The following is a 20794-nucleotide window of genomic DNA, read 5'->3' as shown; positions in this document are numbered from 1 at the left end:
CCCCCTGCCCTGCGGGACGCGCGGTCACGATTTTCCCCGCAGCCGCGGATCGGCCAGCCGATAGCTCAGATCGGTCAGGATGTTCGCCACCACGACCATGAACGAGGCAAAGAACAGCACCCCCATGATCGTCGGGTAATCCCGCCGCAGGATCGAATCGAAGGCCAGCCGCCCCATGCCCGGCCAGTTGAACACCGTTTCCACCAGCAGCGCGCCCGAGATCAGGTTGCCGAACTGCAACCCCGCCACGGTCAGGATCGGCAATGCCGCGTTGCGCAGCGCGTGCCGGAACAGGACCGACCGTTCGCTGGCCCCCTTGGCCCGGGCGGTGCGGATATAGTCCGAGCCCAGCACCTCGAGCATCGAGGCCCGGCTCAGCCGCGCATACTGGGCCAGGTAGATGATCGCCAGCGTAAAGGCGGGCAGCACCAGGTGATGCAGCACGTCCACCGCCTGCACCAGGATCCCGGCATCGCGCAGCTTCACCGACTGCATCCCCTCGACCGGGAACACCGGCAGCACCGAGGCGAACAGGATGATCAGCATGATCCCGGTCCAGAACACGGGCACCGCGTAGCCGATGGTGGCAAAGACCGACACGAAGGCCGACATCGCCCCGTTCGGCTTGCGCGCTGCGATCACACCCAGGAACACGCCCAGCAGGATCGACAGGATCTGCGCCGAGATCACCAGCAGGATGGTCGGCCCGATCCGCTGCGCGATCAGCGATGTGACCGGCTGGTTGAAAAAGAAACTCTCGCCGAGATCGAACCGCATCACGTTGCCGACATAGATCATCAACTGGGTCAGCAGCGGCTTGTTCAGCCCGTAATCCTCGCGGATGCTTTCCAGCATCTCCTCGGTGGCGCCGCCCATCTCGCCGGCGATCACCACCGCCGGGTCGCCGGGGGCGAGCCGGATCAGCAGGAAATTCAGCACCACCACGCCCAGCATCAGAAGCAGGCCGTAGAACAGTCGCCGGGTCAGGTAGGATGCGTTCATCTCGGTCCCTGGCGGGGGCGGGCCGTGGCCCGCGCCCCCTGGCTGGGGCTGCCGGTCATTCCGACCAGCTCACCCTGTCCATCGGATGCATGGTCCCCCAGATGCCTTTCGGGGGATTCTGCAGCCGCTTGTCATAGGCGGTGTGATAGGGCGTGGCGTTGATCCAGTAGATCGGCAGGTCGGCGGCCACGATCTGCTGGAACTCGGCATACATCGCCTTGCGCTTCTCCGCGTCGCTTTCGATCGCCGCCGCGGCGAGAAGCTCGTCCACCTTCTCGTTGCAATATTGCTGGGTGTTCGACCAGATCACGCCCTCGCGGATGTTCGAACACAGGTAGCTCCGGTGAACGCCGATCACCGGGTCGCCCCAGTTGAACACCACGTCCATGGTCAGTTCGAAATCATAGCTGCTGATCCGCCCGGCCCAGGTCGGGAAATCGGGCGCTGCGCGCACGGTCACGTCGATGCCGATCTTCTTGAGCTGCGATTTCATGTATTCGGCCACCGACTGCTGCTGTTCCTTGGGGCCGGGAATATAGTCGATGGTCAGGTCCATGCCGTCACCGAACCCGGCCTCGGCCATCAGCGCATTGGCCTTGTCCAGGTCCACGTCATAGGCCGGAATGGTGTCGTCGAAGAACGGCGAGCTTTCGATGATCGGGCCACGCTGTGGCGACGACACCCCGCGATGCAGCGCCTTGGTGATGAAATCGCGGTCCACCGCATAGGCGATGGCCTGGCGCACCCGCACGTCCTTGAGCTTGTCGGACGCGGTGTTGAAGGCCAGCCAGTTGATCGGGCCGACCGCCGCATAGCCTTCGCTGGTGATCTCGAGATGATCGGCCTTTTCGAGGCGCTTGATCTCCTGGCTGCCCGCCATGAACGGATAGATGTCGGCCTCGCCGTTTTCCATCGCGATCAGCATCGCCGAGGAATCCTTGATGATGCGGATGATGATCTCGTCCAGTTTTGGCCGGCCCTCGATGAAGAAATTCGGGTTCTTCTTCATCACCACCGCCTCGCCGGGGGTGAACTCCTCCAGCATGAACGGCCCCGATCCGACCGGCGCCGAGTTGGCCGGGTGCGATTTCGGATCCTGCCCGTCGCCATAGACATGCTTGGGCAGCACCGGCGCCAGCGCCGGCGACAGCGCCAGCAACAGGGCCGGGTGCGGCTGGCTGAGCCGGATCACGGCGGTATGGTCATCCGGGGTCTCGATGGCCTCGACCGGGGCGAACATCGTCTTGAACGGGTGGTTTTCCTTGGTGGTCATGATCGAGAACGCCACATCCTCGGACGTGACCGGCTGCCCGTCGTGGAAGGTGGCGTTCTGAACCAGGTTCAGCGTGACCGACAACCCGTCCTCGCTCACCTCCCAGCTTTCGGCCAGGTAGGGCTGCGGCTCCCAGTTCTCGTCATAGCGCAGCGGCGAGGCAAAGATCTGCGTCGACGGCACAGCGGTGGCGATGCCCGACTGGACCGCGCCGTTGAGATGCCGCGGCACCTGGTTCGATGCGATGACCAGCGTGCCGCCCTCTGCATGGACCGGTGCCGAGAACGCGCTCAGCGCCAGCGCGGCAGCCCCCATCAGGCCCGTTATCCTGTTCATGGGTCTCTCCCTGTCGTTGTATCTGTTGGCATCTCAAAGGCTACCTGCGCACAATCCACCAGAAAACAGCGTTTTCTGTAAGGGCATCCCGCATTTTTTGCGTTAATCGGGCAAGAGCAGCAGGTGATTGAGCTCGCCATCGTTCCAGAGCCCGGTGCTGATATCGATCACCGCCTGCACCACGGCGGATGTCTGCAACGCCGCGGCAAAGACCACGCCGAACTCGGGCGCGTCCACATCGCCCGCGATCGGCATCGCGACGAAACCCGAGCCTCCCGACCGGTCGATCGGCCCGCAGATATTGAGGATCGAATATCCGAACCGTGCCGCCACCAACCCGCGCAGCACCGAGCTGGACTTGGTCGAATGGACGATGTTGGGGGTCAGACCGTGCACCGTAAACAGGCCATGGAAATAGCCCTGGGTTCCCGGCAGGTCGAGCGCGATCATCGGCAGCGGCGCCAGGTCCCGGATGGTGACGCTCTTCTGGCGCGCAAGCGGAGAATTGTCCGGCAGCAGCGCCCAGGGCCGGGCCTTGAACAGCGGCTGGAATTTCTGGTTCGCCGCCAGCCTGACGTGATAGGTCAGCGCGACATCCACCACGCCCGACTGGATCAGATCGTCGATGGAATGCATGTCGCCTTCCAGCAACTCGATGCGTATGTCGGGATAGCTCTCGGCGATCCGTTTCAGCAGCGGCGGCAGCACATAGGGCGCGGTGGGCGCATAGCACGCCATCCGCAGCGTGCCGGCGGGTTCACCGGCCAGCGACATCAGGTCGGATTCGAACAGCCGCGCCTGTTCGAGGAACCCGGCGATGCGTTCGCCCACCAGTTCACCGGCCTGGGTCGGCACGATCCCCTTGGCCGGGATGCGCCGGAACAGGTCGCAGCCAACGGTCTGTTCGATCAGGTCGATCGCCGCCGTGATCGAGCTTTGCGAGATGTTCATGTCCTCGGCAGCGCGCGCGATCGACCCGCCCCGCCGTGCGGCATCGAAATAGCGCAGCTGTTTCAGCGTGAACTTCACCCCGTTCCCACATTTTTTCAGTCTTTCCCCGACAGTAAATCCATTTTCTCAAGGTTCAAGCCTGCGCTACGGCTGGACCCGAAGGAGAACCACCGATGCCCCACACAACCGTGTTCGAAGCCCGCAAGATCATCACCATGGACCCCAGCCGCCCGGAGGCAACCCATGTCGCCGTCCGCGACGGCCGTATCCTTGCCGTCGGCGGCGCGGATTGCGCGGATGCCTGGGGGCCGGTCGATCACGACGCCACGCTGAAGGACGCCGTGCTGATGCCCGGTTTCATCGAGGGCCACGCCCATATGATGGCGGGCGCGATGTGGCAGTTCGCCTATGCCGGGTATCACGACCGGATCGACCCGCAGGGCAAGCTGCACGAGGGCATGACGGATATCGACGCGGTGGTGGCGCGGCTACGCGCGCAGGCCGACACCCTGCCCGAGGGCGAGCCGCTGATCGGCTGGGGCTTCGACCCGATCTTCCTGCCCACCGAACGCCTGAACCGCCATCATCTCGACCGGATCGCCGACGACCGGCCGGTGGCGATCATCTATTCGAACTTCCACCTGATGTGCGCCAATTCCAGGGCCCTGGAGATGGCGGGCTACAGCCGCGAAACCAACGCGGTCGGCGTGGTCAAGGACGATGCGGGCAACCCCACGGGCGAGTTGCAGGAGATGGCCGCGATGTTCCCGGTGATGCGCCGCGTCGGCGCCGATTTCCGGGCGCTCGGCCTCTCGGACACCGCGGTGCGCGCCTATGCCGATGTCTGCCGACTGGCCGGCGTGACCACCGTGACCGACCTGTTTTCGGCGATGGAGGACAGCGACCTGGACCGGCTGCTGGCCATCACCGGCGCGCCGGATTTCCACTTGCGCATCGTTCCGGCGCTGGGGGCCGTCGGCGCACGGCCCGAGGACATCGCCCGGCGCGCGCTGGCGATGAAGGCCCGGAGCACCGACAAGCTGCGCCTGGGCGCGGTCAAGCTGATGACCGACGGATCGATCCAGGGCTGGACCGCGCGGGTCAAGTGGCCCGGCTATGTCGGCGGCCAGCCCAACGGCATCTGGAACACCCCGCCAGAGCTGATCTTCGATCTCTGCGCGGCGATGCAGGAACATGGCGTGCAGATGCATATCCACGTCAATGGCGACGAGGCGTCCTCGGTCGCGCTGGACGCACTGGCTGCCGCGGCCCGGGCCCATCCCTGGTCCGGCGCGCGCCATGTGCTGCAACACTGCCAGATGATGGGCCCCGACCAGTTCCGCCGCTGTGCCGAGCTGGGGGTCTGCACCAACATCTTCTCCAACCACATCTGGTATTTCGGCGACCAGCACGCGGCGCTGACCATCGGCGAGGACCGCGCCACGCGGATGGACGCGGTGCGCTCGGCGTTGGACCTGGGCGTGAACGTGGCGATCCATTCCGACGCGCCCGTCACCCCGATGGGTCCGCTCTTCACCGCCTGGTGCGCGGTGAACCGGCAGACCATGTCGGGCCGCGTTCTGGGCGACGCGCAGCGGATCACCGTGACCGAGGCGCTGCGCCTGATCACCCTGGGCGCGGCCTATACGCTCGGGCTCGATGCCGAGATCGGCAGCATCGAAACCGGCAAGATCGCCGATTTCGCGGTACTGGGCGACGATCCGACCGCAGTCGATCCGGCGGCGCTCGGGGACGTGCCGGTGCTGGGCACGGTCAATGGCGGGCAGATCAACCTGGCATGAACCGCCTGCCGCTCACCGTGATCGGCGGCTATCTGGGCGCCGGCAAGACCACGCTGATCAACCGGCTCCTGGCCGGGGATCACGGGCTGCGGCTGATGGTGCTGGTGAATGATTTCGGCGCCATCAACATCGACGCCGCCCTGCTGGCAACCGCCCGGGACGACATGATCGAACTGACCAATGGCTGCGTCTGCTGCACCATGGGCGCCGATCTGTTCATGGCGCTCGGCGATGCGCTCGACCGCAGCCCGCGCCCCGACCACCTGCTGGTCGAGGCCAGCGGCATCGCCGATCCGGCGGCCATCGCCAATGCCGCGGTGGCCGAACCGGACCTGGTCTATTCCGGCATCCTGACACTGGTGGACGCGCTCAATGCCCCCGCCCTGCTGGACGACACCCTGATCGCCGGACAGGTCAGCGGCCAGATCGCCGTGGCCGACCTCGTTCTGGTCACGAAATCCGACACCCCCGACCCCGCGCTGATGGCCCGGCTCGGGGCGCTCGCGCGCACGGCGCCGATGGTCCTGGGCGCGGAGATGCCGCTCTTGCCGCTGCTCACCGACGTGACGCCGCTGCCGGGCCGGGCGGCGCTGCCGCCACACCCGGCCTACCTGCACTGGCACCACGAAGACGGCGAAACCTGGACCCGCGACGCCCTGCGCGACCGTCTGGCCACGCGCCCGGCGGGGCTCTACCGGCTCAAGGGGCTGCTGCGCGCCCCCGATGGCGGGTTTGAACTGCATGTGGTCGGCAATCAGGTCGATATCCGCCCGGCCCCGGCGGACACCACGCGGCTGGTCGGCCTCGGCCTCGCGGACCGCGTGACCCGCGCCGAAATCGACCGCTGGTGGCAGGGCTGACCGCCCCTTCCTCTTGCCGGAAATATCCCGGGGAGCGCGAGGGGCTGGCCCCTCGCTCCGGCATCAACCGCCCCGCTCCGCCATCCGGTGCGGGTGCACTGCCTCACAGGCTCTGCGTGGTGTAGTCCACCTCGTCGGGATAGAGCGTGTCCTCGATCGAGGTGGTGTGCACCAGCTTCATTCTCCCGCCCTCGACCTTCGAGACATGCTGGTGCCCGAATACCTGGTGGGTCTTGCCGTTGAACAGCTTGGCGCCCTGGGGATGCGCCTGCGATTCCGGCATCTCCGTCATCGCCTCGACCGCCTCGATCAGGCTGGCCCGGTCCTGCGGGCCGGCATAGCCCGCCGCTTCCATCCCGGCCTTGACCACATAGAGCGTTTCCCAGCAGCCGAACATATGCGCATAGGTGGACACGTCCTTGGGATCGCTGACCGAGGCGCCGTTGTCATCAACGCCGACCGCGGCGCGATAGACCTTGTCGAACTCGCTCTGGTTTTCCTGCGCATAGCGCGGATTGCCCTCCCAGAAATAGGTGCCGTCGAGGAACTCCAGCCCCGGGCTGCCGATATCCACCGCCTCGAGGCTGTCGATGAAGCCGAACATCTCGGGGCGCGACGGCCCGAAGAACTCGCCCAGTTCCTTGACGAAAGTCAGCACCGCAGGGCCGACCATGACGTGATAGATCACCTCAGTGTCGCGCGGTATCTTGGGGAAATACTTGGTGAAACTGGTCTCGGTCGGCGGGATCGCGATATGTTCGAGCACCTGGCCGCCCTGCGCCTCGATCGCGGCGGTGAAATAGTCGCGGTGATCGTGGCCAAAGGCGAAATCCGGAAAGATCATGGTGACCTTCTTGCCCAGGGTCTCGCTGACAAAGGGCGCCATCGCCTGCACCTGGCTCTTCACGTCGGTGATGCCGGGCTGCAGCGTCCAGCGGTTCAGCATGCCGCTGGCCACATGGTGGCCTTCCGAGACCACGAAATAGGGCAGCTTCAACTCGCCCGCCCGCGGTGCCGATCCGATCACCACATGGGAAAACAGCGTGCCAAAGCCGATGTCGCAGCCATGCTGGTTGGCGAATTTCTCGACCACTTCGGCACCGCGCTTGGGGTCGGTGCCGTCATCCTCGGCCACGATCTCGATCATGCGCCCGTTGATACCGCCCGCGTCGTTGATCATCTTCACCGCCGCCTGGGTGGTGCGGTCATACCAACGGCCATAGGCCGCGCCGATGCCGGTCCGGTGGACCTGGAACCCGATGCGGATCGGCTCGGAGCTCTGGGCCTGCGCATAGCGCGCCCAGAGCGGCAGGCCGGCGGCGGCGGCACCGGCCGTCAGCGTCTTCAGCGCGCCGCGGCGGGTCGTGGCGGTGGTGATCTTGGTCATTTCCTATCCCCCTGGTGGTCGACAGCCCCGAGCCGTCCCCGGCCCCCCCTGTCCTGTCATGAGTGTGCGAACCGGCGCCCGTCTTGTCCAGCCCCCCGGGGTCACGGCAGAACGGCCGGATCAGATCCCGCGCGGCGACGCCAGCAACCAGAGGCTGAACAGCGTGTAGAGAACCATCATCGCGGCAAGCGGCGCCTGGCTCAGCGCGGCCCGGCGCGGATCGCGCAGCTCGCGCAGCGCGATGGCATGCGCCAGCAGCACCGCCAGTACATGACCCAGCACCACCGCCCCGGCCTGGCTCAGCCAGATCATCCGCACGCTGGCCGGCGTATTGAAGAACCCGGTGGTGACATAGGTTTCGCCCATGCCCAGCAGGTCGGCGCCGGTGGCCAGCGGGTCGTTCAGCGCGACCAGCACATATTGCCCGTCGACCAGGAACGAGGTCAGGTAATGGGCCAGGTGATAGCCCAGCGCGATTGGCAGCACCGACGGCGCCAGCGCCCGGAACGCGCGCCGGAAACGGCCGCCGCCGGCCAGCCACAGGCCTGCGCGCACCGCCAGCGCGAACCCGGCCACCAGCACCAGGTTGGCGACCGCCAAACCCGCCAGCGTCTGCCCGATCACCGCCGACCGGCCGGGAAACTCCAGCGGGTTCCAGCCCATCCGGGCAAACCACCAGAAGGTTTCGTTGAGCCCGTCGAAACTGCCGCTTCCCAGCATCAGCAGCATGAACAGCGCCAGCCCCGCCGGCGGCACCCGACCGGCGGCCAGTTGCCAGCCGGTCAGCCCGACCCGGCCATGGCGCATCACGCCCAACCGGCCATAGCTGCGCATCAGCACCCCGACCGCCTCGCCGCGATACCGCCAGCGCGCGCCGAACAGCACCAGCGCGGCAAAGCTCGACAGCCAGTAGAGCGCCACGATCACCGCCAGCCGCGCCGGATCGGTCGGGGCAGGATCGGCCAGCAGAAACCCGACAAAACACAGCAAGATGGCGATTGCCGGCGCATGGCCCAGCCGCGCGGGCAGCCGCAGCGGCGGCGGTCCGGACAGCCGCCGCGCCACCGCGACCGGCCCGCGCCACGGATCGATTCGGGACCACAGGTCGCCCGCCAGCCCCTGAAGCGCGACCAGCATGATCCACCAGACCGTCCAGACGACCAGCGGCAGCAGGTTGGCCAGCGGATCGCGCGGGCCGGCCAGGCCGCTCCAGACCAGCGCCGCCAGCACCGCGAACGCCGCCCAGTTCGTGACCATCCGCCGGGCCCGGCTGCCCCGTCCCGGCCGCAGCCGGCGCGGCCGGAACAGCGCGGCGACCGCGCGGGCGGGCAACAGGGCCAACAGCGCCACGGTGGCCGCGACGACCGCCACGCCGGCGGCGATATAGATATCGGTCGGCAGCAACAGCACCAGCCCGCCCTCGGACACATGGGCGCGCGCGGGCGCGCCGGCGCAGACGGCCAGGGCCATCGCCACGGCAGCACGCTTGAACACGACACGGGGATGAGGGATGCTCATGACCAACGACAATAGTCGGACCGGGAGGGGATGAAAGACACCCGACACATCAAATCGGCCTTTGTTGCCATCGTGTTGACGGCAATGGCAATGGCCGCGATCGTGATAGTCTCGCGCCGCAGCGGGCCGGAGCTGCTGCTGACCCAGGCAACGGCCGCGCCGGTGGCGGGTGAACCCGGACGGGTGGCCGTGTTTCTCAACGTGGTCAACCGGGGCGGTCCCGACCGGATCGTCGCGGTCCGGTCGATTGCCGCGCAGCGGGCGCGGCTCGATTCCACCGTCGCCGATGCCGGTCTGCCGATCCCCGGCGATGCCACGGCGGCGCTTGAACCCGACGGGGCGCATATCCGCATGGATGGCGTGGGCGGGTCGCTCGACGATGGCCGGATGATCCCGGTCACGCTGAGGTTCGAAACCGCGGGCGAGATCAGCACGCGGGCGCGGCTGGTGGCGCCGACCCGGCGGGGCGATGCCGGCAGCTTCGGCCTGTTCGGCCTGGGCGATATCTGCCGGGTCGGCGATGGCGAACCGGTGCCCGGGATCTCGCTGGCCGTGCGCGAGGACGGCGATGGCTGGATCGTCGAGGTCCAGGCCGAGAATTTCACCTTCGCGCCCGACCTTGCGGACACAGCCCATGTGCCGGGAACCGGGCACGGGCATCTCTATGTGGGCGGGCTGAAGCTGCAGCGGCTCTATCAGCCCACCGCGCGCATCGGCGCGCTGCCGCCCGGCACGCATGAGGTGCGGGTGACGCTGAACAGCAACGATCACCGCGCCTTCGTGGTCGGCGAGCAGCCGGTGACCGCGGTCGCCACGATCGTCGCGCGTTGACAAGCCCGGATGCGGCCCGCACCATTTGCATACGAACGAAAATGCGGGGATGGCATGGGTAACAAGGCGGCCGGCGCGGTGGTGGGTGTCGATGTAGGCGGCACGTTCACCGATCTCGTCGAGATGAACCCGGCGACCGGCGCGGTCCGGCTGGCCAAGGTGCCCACGACACCGGACAACCAGGCCCACGGGGTGATGTCCGCGCTGGCGGCGGCCGAATGCGACCTGGCCGCGCTCGACCTGATCGTGCATGGCACCACCACGACCACCAACGCGGTGCTGGAGCGCAAGCTGGCGCGCACCGGGCTGATCACCACGGCGGGGTTTCGCGACGTGCTGGAACTGGGGCGGCGGACCCGCCCGCAACCCTATGGCATGACCGGGGAATTCACGCCGCTGATCCCGCGCGACCTGCGTCTGGAAGTGCCCGAACGCATGGATGCCGATGGCCAGGTCGTCACGCCGCTGGACGAGGACGCGGTGGCGCAGGCGGGCCGCCGGCTGATCGACGCGGGCTGTGAATCGGTGGTGGTGCATTTCCTGCACGCCTATGCCAACCCCGATCACGAACGCCGGGCCGCCGCGATCCTGCGCGGGATCTGGCCCAATGACCATATCACCATGGGCCACGCGCTGCTGTCCGAAAGCCGCGAGTTCGAGCGCGGGGTGACGGCGGCGGCCAATGCCGCGGTGCAGCCGCTGCTCGACCGGTATATCCGGCGCCTGACCGGCGAACTGGCCGCGGGCGGCTATCGCGGCGAGATGCTGGTGATGAACGGCAATGGCGGCATGGTCGGGGCCGGACGGGTCGCTCAGGAAGCCGCCAAGACGGTGATGTCGGGCCCGGCTTCGGGGGTGATGGCGGCGGCCTATACCGGGCGGCGCGCGGGGCAGACCAGCCTGATCACCTATGACATGGGCGGCACCTCGACCGACGTGGCGCTGATCCGCAACGCCGAGCCGCCGGTTTCGAACGAGATCGAGGTCGAATACGCGATGCCGATCCATGTGCCGATGGTCGATGTGCGCACGGTCGGCGCGGGCGGCGGCTCGATCGCGCGGGTGAACGCCTCGGGCCTGCTCGAGGTCGGCCCCGACAGCGCCGGTGCCGATCCCGGCCCGATCTGCTATGGACGGGGCGGCACCGATCCCACCATTTCGGACGCCAACCTGCTGCTCGGGCGGCTCAACCCCGCCGGGCTGAACGCGGTCAGGGGCGGTGTGGACGCGGGCATCGTGCGCGCGATCTTTGCCGGGAAACTGGGCGCGCCGCTGGGGCTGGATGCGACAGGCGCGGCCGAGGCGGTGATCCGCATGGCCAACCTGCGCATGGCGGGCGCGATCCGCATGGTGTCGTTGTCGCTGGGCGCCGACCCGCGCGATTTCGCCCTGTTCGCCTTTGGCGGCGCGGGGCCGCTGCATGCCTGCGCGCTGGCCCGCGAACTGGCGATCCCGCGCGTGCTGGTGCCCGCGCGGCCCGGCATCACCAACGCGATCGGCTGCGTGGTGGCGGACCTGCGGCACGATTTCGTCACCACGCTGAACACCCCGCTGGAGACGCTCGACATGGACCGGCTGCGCGCGGTGCTCGACGGCCAGGCCGCCGAGGGCGCCCGGCTGATCGGCGCCGAAACCGTCGAGGTCCGGGACATCCGGCAGCTTTGCAGCGTCGACATGCAGTTCATCGGCCAGACCCACCTGCTGCGGGTGGACCTGGACGGGCCGGACATCACCCGCGACGCCCTGCGCGCGCGGTTCGAACAGGCCTACCGCCAGCGGTTCCGCGTCGATCTGCCCGAGATCCGCGCCGCCGTGGTCAATGCCAATTGTTCGGTCATCGGCGCGCGGGCCGAGCTGGACCTGTCGTCGCTGATCGATCGCGCGCAGCGCCGCGAGACCCTGTCCGAGGCCCAAACCGGCAGCCGCGCGGTTCATTTCACCGGCGGCTGGCGCGACACCCCGGTCTATCGCCGCGACCTGCTGCCCGCCGGGTTCACCCTGACCGGCCCGGCCATCGTCGAACAGATCGACACCACCGTGCTGATCGAACCGGGCGACCGCGCCAGCGGCGATGACGACGGCAACATCCTGATCGACATCGGAAAGGCAGCCCCATGACCGGAAACTCCGCGCCGCTCGATCCGGTGACCCTGTCGGTGATCCAGGCCGGGTTGCAGCAGGTCTGCGACGAGATGGACCTGTCCTTTTCCCGCGCCGCCTTTTCGCCCGTGATCGCCGAGGCCAACGACCGCTCTGACGGCATCTATGATGCCACCGATGGCGCCCTGATCGCCCAGGGCGCGGGGGGGCTGCCGGTTTTTGTCGGCACGATGCAGTATTCGACCCGCGTGCTGATCGACATGATTGCGCGTGGCGAGGCCGCGCAACCGCAACCCGGCGATATCTACATCGTCAACGACCCCTATCTGGGCGGCACCCACCTGATGGACGTGCGGTTCGCGATGCCCTTCTATCGCGGCGACAGCCTGTTCTGCTGGCTGTCCAATACCGGGCACTGGCCCGACACCGGCGGCGCGGTTCCCGGCGGGTTTTCCGCCTCGGCCACGGCGGTGGAACAGGAAGGGCTGCGCCTGCCGCCGGTGCGCCTGTTCAAGCAAGGCGAGCTGGACCCCGAGATCTATGCGATCATCTGTTCGAACATCCGCGTCGCCGAACAGCGTATCGGCGATGTCAAGGCGCAGGCCGCGGCGCTGCTGGTGGGCGCGGACCGGCTGGCTGCGCTGATGGACCGCTATGGCAACGACACCGTGACGCGCGCGATTGCCGAACTGCGCACCCGCGCCGCGCAGCAGATGCGCAGCTGCATCGCGCACATCCCAGACAGGAGCTATGCCGCCTCGGCCTGGATCGACAGCGACGGGGTGGTGAACGAGCCGCTGGAAATCCGCCTCGCGGTGACGCGAACCGATGACGGGCTGGTCTTTGATTTCGCCGGATCGTCGCCGCCCTGCGCGGGGCCGATGAACTCGGTCAGGGCCACCACGCTCAGCTCGGTCTACCTGGCGATGCGCCACATCTTTCCCGAAGTGCCGATGAGCGCGGGCGCGTTCGAGCCGCTGACCGTCACCGGCATCGACGGCACCTTTCTCGACGCGCGCTATCCGCGTCCGGTTTCGGGCTGCGCCGCCGAGGTCAGCCAGCGCATCGCCGAGGCAGTGTTTGCCGCGCTGGTCCCCGCCCTGCCCGGCCGGGTGACGGCAGCCCCCGCCGGCACCAGCGGCAATTTCGCCCTGGGCGGGCATGATCCGGCGCGGGGCCGGGATTATGTGATGTACCAGATCTCGGGCGGCGGCTATGGCGGCAACGCGCATCACGACGGCCTGGCCAATGGCTGTTCCACCATCGGCATCTCCAAGGCGCCGCCGATCGAGATCATGGAACAGCAATTCCCGGTGCTCTATCGCCACTACGCGCTGCACGAGGGATCGGGCGGCGCCGGCTGTCACCGGGGCGGGCTCGGGCTCGACTACGAGGTCGAATTGCGGCGCGGGCAGGCCAAGGCCAGTTTCGTCATGGATCACGGGCGGACCGGCCCGCAGGGCGCCTTGGGTGGCGGCGACGGCGGGGTGAACCGGGTCACGGTCTGGCGGTCGGGCGCGCCCTACACGCCCGACCACCTGTCCAAGGAACAGGATATCGCGCTGCAACCGGGCGACCGGGTCCGCGTGCGCACGCCGGGCGGCGGCGGCTATGGCGACCCGTTCACCCGCGACCCCGCGGCGGTGGCCGAGGACGTGCGGCTGGGCCGCTATGACCGGGCACAGGCCCGCGATCTGTTCGGCGTTGCGCTGACCGACGCCGGTGCGGCGGACGAGGCCGGAACCGCCGCGCTGCGAAACGGGCAACAAACCGGGGGAAAGGTGCAATGACGGTTCTGATTGCCGGCGGCGGTATCGCCGGGCTGACGCTGGGGCTGACCCTGCACCAGATCGGGGTGCCATTCCGGGTGTTCGAATCCGTGCGCGAGATGCGCCCGCTCGGGGTCGGGATCAACCTGCAACCCAACGCGGTGCGGGAACTGTTCGATCTCGGGCTGGAAAGCCAGCTGGACAGGATCGGCGTGCAGACACGGCAATACGGTTTCTATTCGCGGCTGGGCAAGACCATCTGGGAAGAACCGCGCGGAACCTGGGCGGGGTATCACTGGCCGCAATACTCGGTGCATCGCGGCAAGCTGCAGATGATGCTCTATGAAACCCTGTGCAACCGCGCCGGCGCCGATTGCGTGGTGACCGGGGCACGGGCCACGGGGTTCACGAACCATGACCACGGGGCAGAGCTGCATCTCGACGGGCGGGCCAGCGAAACCGGCGCCCTGATCGTCGGCGCCGATGGCATCCATTCGGCAATCCGCGCGCAGATGAACCCAGGAGAAGGCCCTCCGATCTGGGGCGGTGCGATCCTGTGGCGGGGAACGACGCAGGCCACGCCCTTCTTCGGCGGCGCGGCGATGGCGCTGACCGGGCACGACACCCAGCGCCTCGTTGCCTATCCGATTTCGAAACCCGATCCGGCGACCGGCAAGGCCACCATCAACTGGATCGCCGAGAAACGGGTCGATCCCGCGCAGGGCTGGCGGCGCGAGGACTGGAACCGCAGCGCCGACATCGCCGAATTCCTGCCCGACTTCGAAGCCTGGCGCTTCGGCTGGCTCGACGCGCCGGCGCTGATCCGGGGTGCCGAGGTCGTCTATGAATACCCGATGGTGGACCGCGATCCGCTGGACGGCTGGACCGAGGGCCGGGTGACATTGATGGGGGACGCGGCGCATCCGACCTATCCGGTGGGGTCGAACGGGGCCAGCCAAGCCATCGTCGACGCCCGCACGATCGGGGCCAGGCTGCTGGAGCACGGCGTCACGCCCGGCGCCTTGTCCGCCTACGAGGCCGAGATGCGGCCACGTACCACCGCCATAATCCGGGCCAACCGGGGGGCCGGCCCCGACGCGATCCTGCAACGGGTCGAGGACCTGTGCGGCGGCGATTTCGAAACCATCGACGATGTGATCCCCTACGCGGAACTGGCCGCCCATGCCGAGAAATACAAGCAACTCGCCGGGTTCTCGGTCGAGGCACTGAACGCCCAGCCATCGCTGATCCCGAAGGACGCCCACCTGCGGCCGCGTTCGGGATGACCGGTGGGCGGCCGGGAACCCGGGATATGACCCTCGACCCCCGCCCGGTCAAATCAGGTTTGGTGCCATGTTCATGTCGGCCAGCCCCTCGAGACGCCTCTCAACCGTGACACCGGACCTGACCCAGGGCAACACATTCAGGGAACCGGTGACTTCCACCTGCCCCGGCCGCAGGCCGCCGCAATGCGGGTCGAGCGCGCACGAGCCGGCACAGGGTTCTGAGTACATCGCCGCCTTTGCAGGCAACGGCCATTGCGCGCCCGTCTGGCAAGCTACGCCTTTCATGTGTAGCCTAACCGCAATGCCCACGCGGGACTCTGGCTAGACCATGGCGGACGTAGCGGAAGATTCGGATCGGGAAGACCTGCTGGTCGAACTGCGCCGCGGGCTTCGACGCGAGGCAGCCACGCGCCGTATTCTCAGTGTCATTCAAAAGTCGCGCGATGACGAAGGGCCTGTTTTCGAAGCCATCCTTACCCAAGCGGCGGAGCTGTGCGAGGCAAGCCAGGCGTCTTTGCAGCTTGCGAATGCCGAACGGACCCATTTCGAAATCGCTGCGTATTGGGGGTTTGAGGAAACCGCGTTCAGCGTTGGAGGATCAGCACCCCTGGACAGCGGCAGACCGATCCCAGAGGTCATTCGAACCGGTCAGACCATCAACATCGCCGATCTGCGCGACACCGACTTCTACCGTGAGAAAGACCCTGTCATCTCGCATGTGGTGGATATCGAGGACGTGCGTTCCTGGCTGATCGTGCCGTTGACAGATGGAGCGCAGGCGATTGGAGCCATAGCCCTTAGTCGCAAGAAATTGGATCCATTTGCGGAAACCGAAATCCAATTGGTCGAGATCTTTGCGGCGCAGGCTGTAATCGCCATCGAAAATTCGCGCCAGTTCCGGGCGCTGGAGTCGCTCAACTCCGCACTTGAGGAAAGGGTAAGGGACCAGGTGGACGAAATCGAACGCATGGGCAGACTCAAGCGTTTCCTGCCCACTGCCGTAGCCGATGTCGTTGTCTCTTCCGGTTCCGAAAAGATACTCTCCAGCCACCGCGCGTTACTGGGCGTGCTTTTCTGCGACATCCGCGGCTTTACCGCATTCTGTGAAACCGCCGAGCCTGAAGAAACCATCGAGGTGCTACAAACCTATCACGAGGAAATGGGCAAACTGATCAATGCCCACGGTGCGGGTGTCGATCTTCGTATGGGCGACGGGATAATGGTGCTGTTCAACGACCCGATCCCCCGCGACGATCCGGCAGGGGATGCCATTCGCCTGGCGATTGCAATGCGCGCCCGTATGGCGGAGCTGGGGAAAGACTGGAAGCGCACAGGCTATCGTCTTGGTTTTGGTGTGGGCGTGTCGCTGGGATACGCGACCGTCGGTCTGGTGGGCTACGAGGGGCGGTCCGACTACACCGCCTCGGGCACCGCGATCAACGTCGCTTCGCGTCTGTGCGAAATGGCCGATGACGGCGAAATTCTGCTCAGCGCTCGCGTCGCCATCGCGGTGGAAGACACGTTTTCATCCGTATCAACGGGCAAGGTCACACTCAAAGGAATACGCGAGCCGGTAGAGGTGTTCAGGTTGGACCCAGGACATGCCTCTTAGCAGGTGAACATCTGCGGACAAGATCGCTATGTCCACTGCCCCGACGGATGGGAAGAAATTCTGAAGCCAATCATCGCTTGATAGCCGATTGGTCACGGACCACCCTGCAGGCCCGGCTGATCAAGACTGGCGCGCGCGTTGTCGGCCATGCCCGTGCCATCGCGTTCCGGCATGGCGGTATCAGCGCCAAAGTCACGAACGAAACCGGCTCGACCGGTCTGCACAATGGGTGGCCGATCCGCCCCACACCCGAACCAAACCCGCTGCCGAGACCAGAAACCGCGCTCGACACAGGTGCCAACGCCCGATCACCGGTCCCGCGTGCCCAAGAGGCTTGATCAGAACAATCTGCACCGGCACCTTGGTGCAGAGGGCGTTCTACTTCGGGGATGTCGGCCAAAATTGCTTGTTGATATGAAGACTGTCACGATGGGTCCGCCTGCTTGACGGTTCCGGGCACAGGAGCGCTGCGTGTATCGTTTCTTTCGAGGCCACGTTTTGGGCCTAGCAATTCTGACGACCATTTTGGCGGCCCCCGGCTTCGCGGATACGCTGGGCACGCTCAGTTTTGAGTTTGAGGGCGCGAAGAGCGAATGGATCACCCGATCGCGCGAGGTCAGGGGAAAGCTCAGGCATTCGGCAACGCTCACGAAGGGTTCACTGCTCGATACCATCGACGTAACCGCCTATCCTGAAGAGGCAGCCATCAGGGAGCGGTTTGCGATTTCGATGGTGTTCTCCCGCCTGCTGACTGAAAACGGCAGTTCCGAATATGGTCGGCCAACGGGCACGACGATCATCCGGTTGCTGGGCGGAATTACCGGTCCTCGCTGGGAAGCGCGAGACATTTCCGTGTCCTTTGACCTTACCGAGACGTCCGAAGCCGAGGCGATGCTTGTTGGGAGCTTTGAAGGTGTTTTTTGTTATCTTGAAAAAGTCTATGCAACTGCCCAGGAAGACAGCTGTCGGCCCGGTTCGGGCGCATTCCACACCAGGTTGGTGATCGAAAACGATGAGTGAGGCTTCAGGTTCCGGCACGATTGTCGGACTGCTTTTACCACTCATTCTCGGTGCCGGCTCGGTCAAGGCAGAGCCGTTGACCAGTGTCTATTCGTCAGCTGATCCTGCGAATTGCACGTTCATCTCGAACGAAAACGGTGGGTCACTATATCGCTGCCCCGGGCCGGTTGGCCGGGATTTCATGCTGAACATTGAGGAACACAAGGTATTCCTGTCCTTTGGCACCGATCCGACACAGGAACAGATCTGGACCCAAGCCATGCCGGGCACACACAGGATCGGCGATGTCATTGAATGGGTCATGGACGGAGCCGTGCCGGTTGCGACCATCGTCCGGTATTACATCGACCGATCCGCAGCTGGTCTTCCCGAGGAACAGGTGCTGGCGGTGACGCGCATCGATCAAGGCACCGCGTGTCATGTTGCCTTGATCGACGCACGCCGAAACGACAATGCCAACGTGATTGCCCGTGAAGCAGCGTCCGTTGCGGCACCCGAGGGGACCTGTCGCGGTATGGAGGCACAGACGATAGGAATCATGGGGGTTCCAGAGCTTGTTAAGTAGCGCGGCCCTGTAGTTCGGCCGATGAGATCAAGGAGAGGGAAATACCGGCATGAAAGGAATACAGGCAGCCATCATCGTGGCTTTGGTCGTTCCAACCGCAGTTTCGGCAGAGGGCGTAGGGACAATCACAGCCGATTTCGGTGGCGAAACGAAAGAATGGCATATCATTTCTGTCACGCGGGGAAACGAGACGGCGATTTCCGCCGGTTATCGGGATCATCGGCTGCTGCCGACGTTGAGCCTGCAGGGCCATCCGGAACCCAGGTTCACGGTGAACGACGTCCTGTCGATTTCCGGCAGATGGTTTGGTGGATACGATGAGTCCAAGCCGATTTCAGGGGTCGAGATCATCTTCATGCCAAACGGCTTGTCCAATCCCTTTTACACAAGCGATCAGGTCCCGGGCGATCCGGTGATGACACTCGAACGGTTTGAAAAGGATGGCGAGGCGGGGCATGCGACAGGTGTGTTTTCAGGCAAGGTCTGCCTTGTTCCCGAGATGTATGCCGAACCCGACATGAGTGATTGCAAGGATATTTCCGGCAGTTTCGACACGCCCTTGCGGATCGACTGATGCGGCTGAACTGGAGAAACCCCGCAGAAATCTTGCTGGTGGCCGGCGTTGGAGCGGGAGCGCTGGCCGACCCCTGACCATCGACAGAATGGACGCCGAATTGTTTCGACGATCGTGCCGGCACAGGTGAATGCGACCTTTGATGCAAAACTTCAGACTTGATCTGACGGACGCCTCAGCGAACGGCGCTGAGAATGCGTTGCTGGCTGTCCGATGGCTCGGAAGCCCTGATCGTCTTGCCCACCGCGATATCTAGAGCGTGTCGCTCCTGATCAGATTCAGGATTCCCATGCGGCTCGGCCTGTGCTTCCATGTCTTTGAGGCAGATATGGGGGTCAGAGATGGGCAAACCGCATCCTCTTGAGTTGTGTGAACGTGCCGTGCGGCTTGTGGAACAGGGCCGCACGCATACCGAGGCGGCGCGGCGGCTGTGCGTTTCGATCAAGTTCGTCAACGACATGGTTCGGCTCAAGCGCGAGACCGGCTCGCTCGCGCCGAAACCTCAGGGCAATCCCGGGCGCGGCAAACTGACCGACGTAAAAGGCTGGGTGGAGAGCCGGATCGCGGCGCGGCCCGATCTGACTATTGACGAGCTGACCGCGGAACTGGACACGGAGCACGGGGTGAAGGTGCATCGCTCGTCGGTCGGTCGGCTTCTGCTCAGGCTCGGGCTGTCACACAAAAAAAACCTGCAAGCGCTTGAGCAGAAGCGCCAGGACGTTGCCGACCTGCGCCGCATCTGGATTGGCAAGCGCCAACCCTTCATGGCCAGGCATCTGGAAAGACTGGCATTTATTGACGAGACATCGCTCAAGACCAACATGGCCAAAACCACTGGCTGGGCCCCGCGCGGGCAGCGCCTGGTCGATCACGCGCCGTTCGGAAATTGGCGCACCCAGACCTTCATCGGCGCCCTGCGCCATGACCGCCTCAATGCCCCGTGGGTGATCGATGGCGCAATGAATGGGGAGATGTTCGACCTCTATGTCGAAACTCAGCTGGCGCCGAGCCTGCGTCCGGGCGACGTGGTCATCCTCGACAACTTGTCCAGCCACAAAAGCCCCGGCGCGGCCAAAGCCATGCGCGACATCGGCGCGTGGTTCCTTTTCCTGCCGCCCTACAGCCCCGACCTCAACCCGATCGAAGTGGCATTCTCAAAGCTCAAGGCGCTGATCCGAAAGGCCGCCGCCCGAACCTACCAAGAGCTCAGGAAGGCCGTCGGTCATGTGTGCGACCTCTTCACCGACGAAGAATGCTACAACTTCTTCAAGGCAGCTGGATAAAAAACCAATTAAACGCGACACGCTCTAGCGTTTCACGGAAGGTCACCTATGTGTCGACATGGGCGGGGATGGTCTATGTGGCCTTCATCATCGATGTCTTCGCCCGCAAGATCGTGGGCTGGCGCGTCTCGACCTCGATGACGACAGGCTTCGTGCTGGATGCCCTGAACCAGGCCATCTGCCAGCGATGCCCAACAGGCGGCGGGTTGATCCATCACTCCGATCGCGGCAGCCAGTATCTGTCCATCCGCTACACCGAGCGCCTGGCCGATGCCGGTATCGACACTTCGGTGGGCAGCGTGGGCGACAGCTATGACAACGCGCTGGCCGAGAGCGTCATCGGCCTGTTCAAGACCGAGGTGATCAACTTCCTCGGCCCCTGGAAATCCATGGCCCAGGTCGAATGGGAGACCCTGCAATGGGTCAGCCGGTATAACAACGAGCGGCTACACAGCGCCATCGGGCACCGGCCGCCACAGGAAGTGGAGGATACATTCTACGAACAGATGAACACCCTTGAAAAAGCCGCGTAGGTCTTGAACAAAAAAGCCTCTCGGAAACCCGGGGCGGTTCAAACCGGATTAATCCAAAAGATCAGAGGCCCCGCGAGATAGTGGGGCCGATC

At 65.5% G+C, this 20794-nt stretch carries 17 protein-coding genes and 1 pseudogene; 12 read left to right on the top strand and 6 right to left on the bottom strand.

Annotation, left to right across the window (positions count from 1 at the left end; genetic code table 11):
• Window positions 1-24: 24 nt before the first annotated feature.
• The 3 genes from C6Y53_RS14730 to C6Y53_RS14720 form a co-directional block, all read right to left on the bottom strand.
• Complete coding sequence (locus C6Y53_RS14730; protein WP_106473118.1) at window positions 25-1002, bottom strand: ABC transporter permease; 978 nt, start codon at window positions 1000-1002, stop codon at window positions 25-27.
• 55 nt (window positions 1003-1057) lie between these two features.
• A complete protein-coding gene (locus tag C6Y53_RS14725; protein WP_106473117.1) occupies window positions 1058-2611 on the bottom strand; it encodes an ABC transporter substrate-binding protein in 1554 nt (517 codons plus the stop codon).
• Window positions 2612-2713: 102 nt separating this feature from the next.
• Complete coding sequence (locus C6Y53_RS14720) at window positions 2714-3640, bottom strand: LysR family transcriptional regulator (protein ID WP_106473116.1); 927 nt, start codon at window positions 3638-3640, stop codon at window positions 2714-2716.
• Window positions 3641-3735: 95 nt separating this feature from the next.
• Here C6Y53_RS14720 and C6Y53_RS14715 point away from each other — a divergent pair, with 95 nt between their 5' ends.
• Window positions 3736-5364, top strand: coding sequence for an amidohydrolase (locus C6Y53_RS14715; RefSeq protein WP_106473115.1), 1629 nt, complete (start codon window positions 3736-3738; stop codon window positions 5362-5364).
• Window positions 5361-6224: a CobW family GTP-binding protein gene (locus C6Y53_RS14710; protein ID WP_106473114.1), complete on the top strand. Its 864-nt coding sequence runs from the start codon at window positions 5361-5363 to the stop codon at window positions 6222-6224. The genes C6Y53_RS14715 and C6Y53_RS14710 overlap by 4 nt, the downstream gene beginning before the upstream one ends.
• Before the next feature lie 103 nt (window positions 6225-6327).
• Here the strand turns inward: C6Y53_RS14710 and C6Y53_RS14705 are convergent, their stop codons facing one another.
• Window positions 6328-7611 (bottom strand): ABC transporter substrate-binding protein, encoded by a 1284-nt coding sequence (locus C6Y53_RS14705; protein ID WP_106473113.1) that lies wholly within the window; start codon window positions 7609-7611, stop codon window positions 6328-6330.
• Window positions 7612-7731: 120 nt separating this feature from the next.
• Entirely contained in the window at window positions 7732-9129 is a 1398-nt protein-coding gene (locus C6Y53_RS14700; protein WP_244614846.1) for a hypothetical protein, read from the bottom strand.
• A 30-nt stretch (window positions 9130-9159) separates the two neighbouring features.
• Here C6Y53_RS14700 and C6Y53_RS14695 point away from each other — a divergent pair, with 30 nt between their 5' ends.
• From C6Y53_RS14695 to C6Y53_RS14680, 4 genes are read left to right on the top strand one after another with little or no spacing between them, the layout of a single operon-like run.
• The gene (locus tag C6Y53_RS14695) at window positions 9160-9960 is read left to right on the top strand and encodes a copper chaperone PCu(A)C domain-containing protein (protein ID WP_106473111.1); all 801 of its coding nucleotides are present in this window, start codon (window positions 9160-9162) and stop codon (window positions 9958-9960) included.
• Window positions 9961-10014: 54 nt separating this feature from the next.
• On the top strand, window positions 10015-12078 hold the full coding sequence (locus C6Y53_RS14690) for a hydantoinase/oxoprolinase family protein (RefSeq protein WP_106473110.1): 2064 nt from the start codon (window positions 10015-10017) through the stop codon (window positions 12076-12078).
• On the top strand, window positions 12075-13850 hold the full coding sequence (locus C6Y53_RS14685) for a hydantoinase B/oxoprolinase family protein (protein ID WP_106473109.1): 1776 nt from the start codon (window positions 12075-12077) through the stop codon (window positions 13848-13850). The genes C6Y53_RS14690 and C6Y53_RS14685 overlap by 4 nt, the downstream gene beginning before the upstream one ends.
• Window positions 13847-15115: a flavin-dependent oxidoreductase gene (locus C6Y53_RS14680; RefSeq protein WP_106473108.1), complete on the top strand. Its 1269-nt coding sequence runs from the start codon at window positions 13847-13849 to the stop codon at window positions 15113-15115. Before C6Y53_RS14685 ends, C6Y53_RS14680 begins: the two co-directional genes overlap by 4 nt.
• Window positions 15116-15163: 48 nt before the next feature.
• On the opposite strand, the gene C6Y53_RS14675 is transcribed toward C6Y53_RS14680, so the two are convergent.
• Window positions 15164-15400, bottom strand: coding sequence for a hypothetical protein (locus tag C6Y53_RS14675; RefSeq protein ID WP_149615538.1), 237 nt, complete (start codon window positions 15398-15400; stop codon window positions 15164-15166).
• Window positions 15401-15443: 43 nt separating this feature from the next.
• On the opposite strand from C6Y53_RS14675, the gene C6Y53_RS14670 reads away from it, so the two are divergent.
• The 6 genes and pseudogenes from C6Y53_RS14670 to C6Y53_RS14640 form a co-directional block, all read left to right on the top strand.
• Window positions 15444-16727 carry an adenylate/guanylate cyclase domain-containing protein gene (locus C6Y53_RS14670; RefSeq protein WP_106473107.1) on the top strand — a complete coding sequence of 428 codons (1284 nt, stop codon included), beginning with the start codon at window positions 15444-15446 and terminating at the stop codon, window positions 16725-16727.
• Between the two features lie 471 nt (window positions 16728-17198).
• Window positions 17199-17747, top strand: coding sequence for a hypothetical protein (locus C6Y53_RS14660; protein ID WP_149615536.1), 549 nt, complete (start codon window positions 17199-17201; stop codon window positions 17745-17747).
• Window positions 17740-18312, top strand: a complete 573-nt coding sequence (locus C6Y53_RS14655) for a hypothetical protein (protein WP_149615535.1) — start codon at window positions 17740-17742, stop codon at window positions 18310-18312. The genes C6Y53_RS14660 and C6Y53_RS14655 overlap by 8 nt, the downstream gene beginning before the upstream one ends.
• 49 nt (window positions 18313-18361) lie before the next feature.
• The gene (locus C6Y53_RS14650; protein WP_149615534.1) at window positions 18362-18886 is read left to right on the top strand and encodes a hypothetical protein; all 525 of its coding nucleotides are present in this window, start codon (window positions 18362-18364) and stop codon (window positions 18884-18886) included.
• Window positions 18887-19227: 341 nt separating this feature from the next.
• Window positions 19228-20169, top strand: coding sequence for an IS630 family transposase (locus C6Y53_RS14645; protein ID WP_106473102.1), 942 nt, complete (start codon window positions 19228-19230; stop codon window positions 20167-20169).
• Window positions 20170-20213: 44 nt separating this feature from the next.
• Window positions 20214-20702: pseudogene (locus C6Y53_RS14640) on the top strand (IS3 family transposase); the annotation flags it as partial.
• Window positions 20703-20794 lie beyond the last annotated feature (92 nt).

This window comes from Pukyongiella litopenaei (genome assembly GCF_003008555.2).
GTDB lineage: Bacteria > Pseudomonadota > Alphaproteobacteria > Rhodobacterales > Rhodobacteraceae > Pukyongiella > Pukyongiella litopenaei.
The sequence above is the reverse complement of the archived record's forward strand: the minus strand, read 5'-3'. Positions and strand labels throughout refer to the sequence as shown.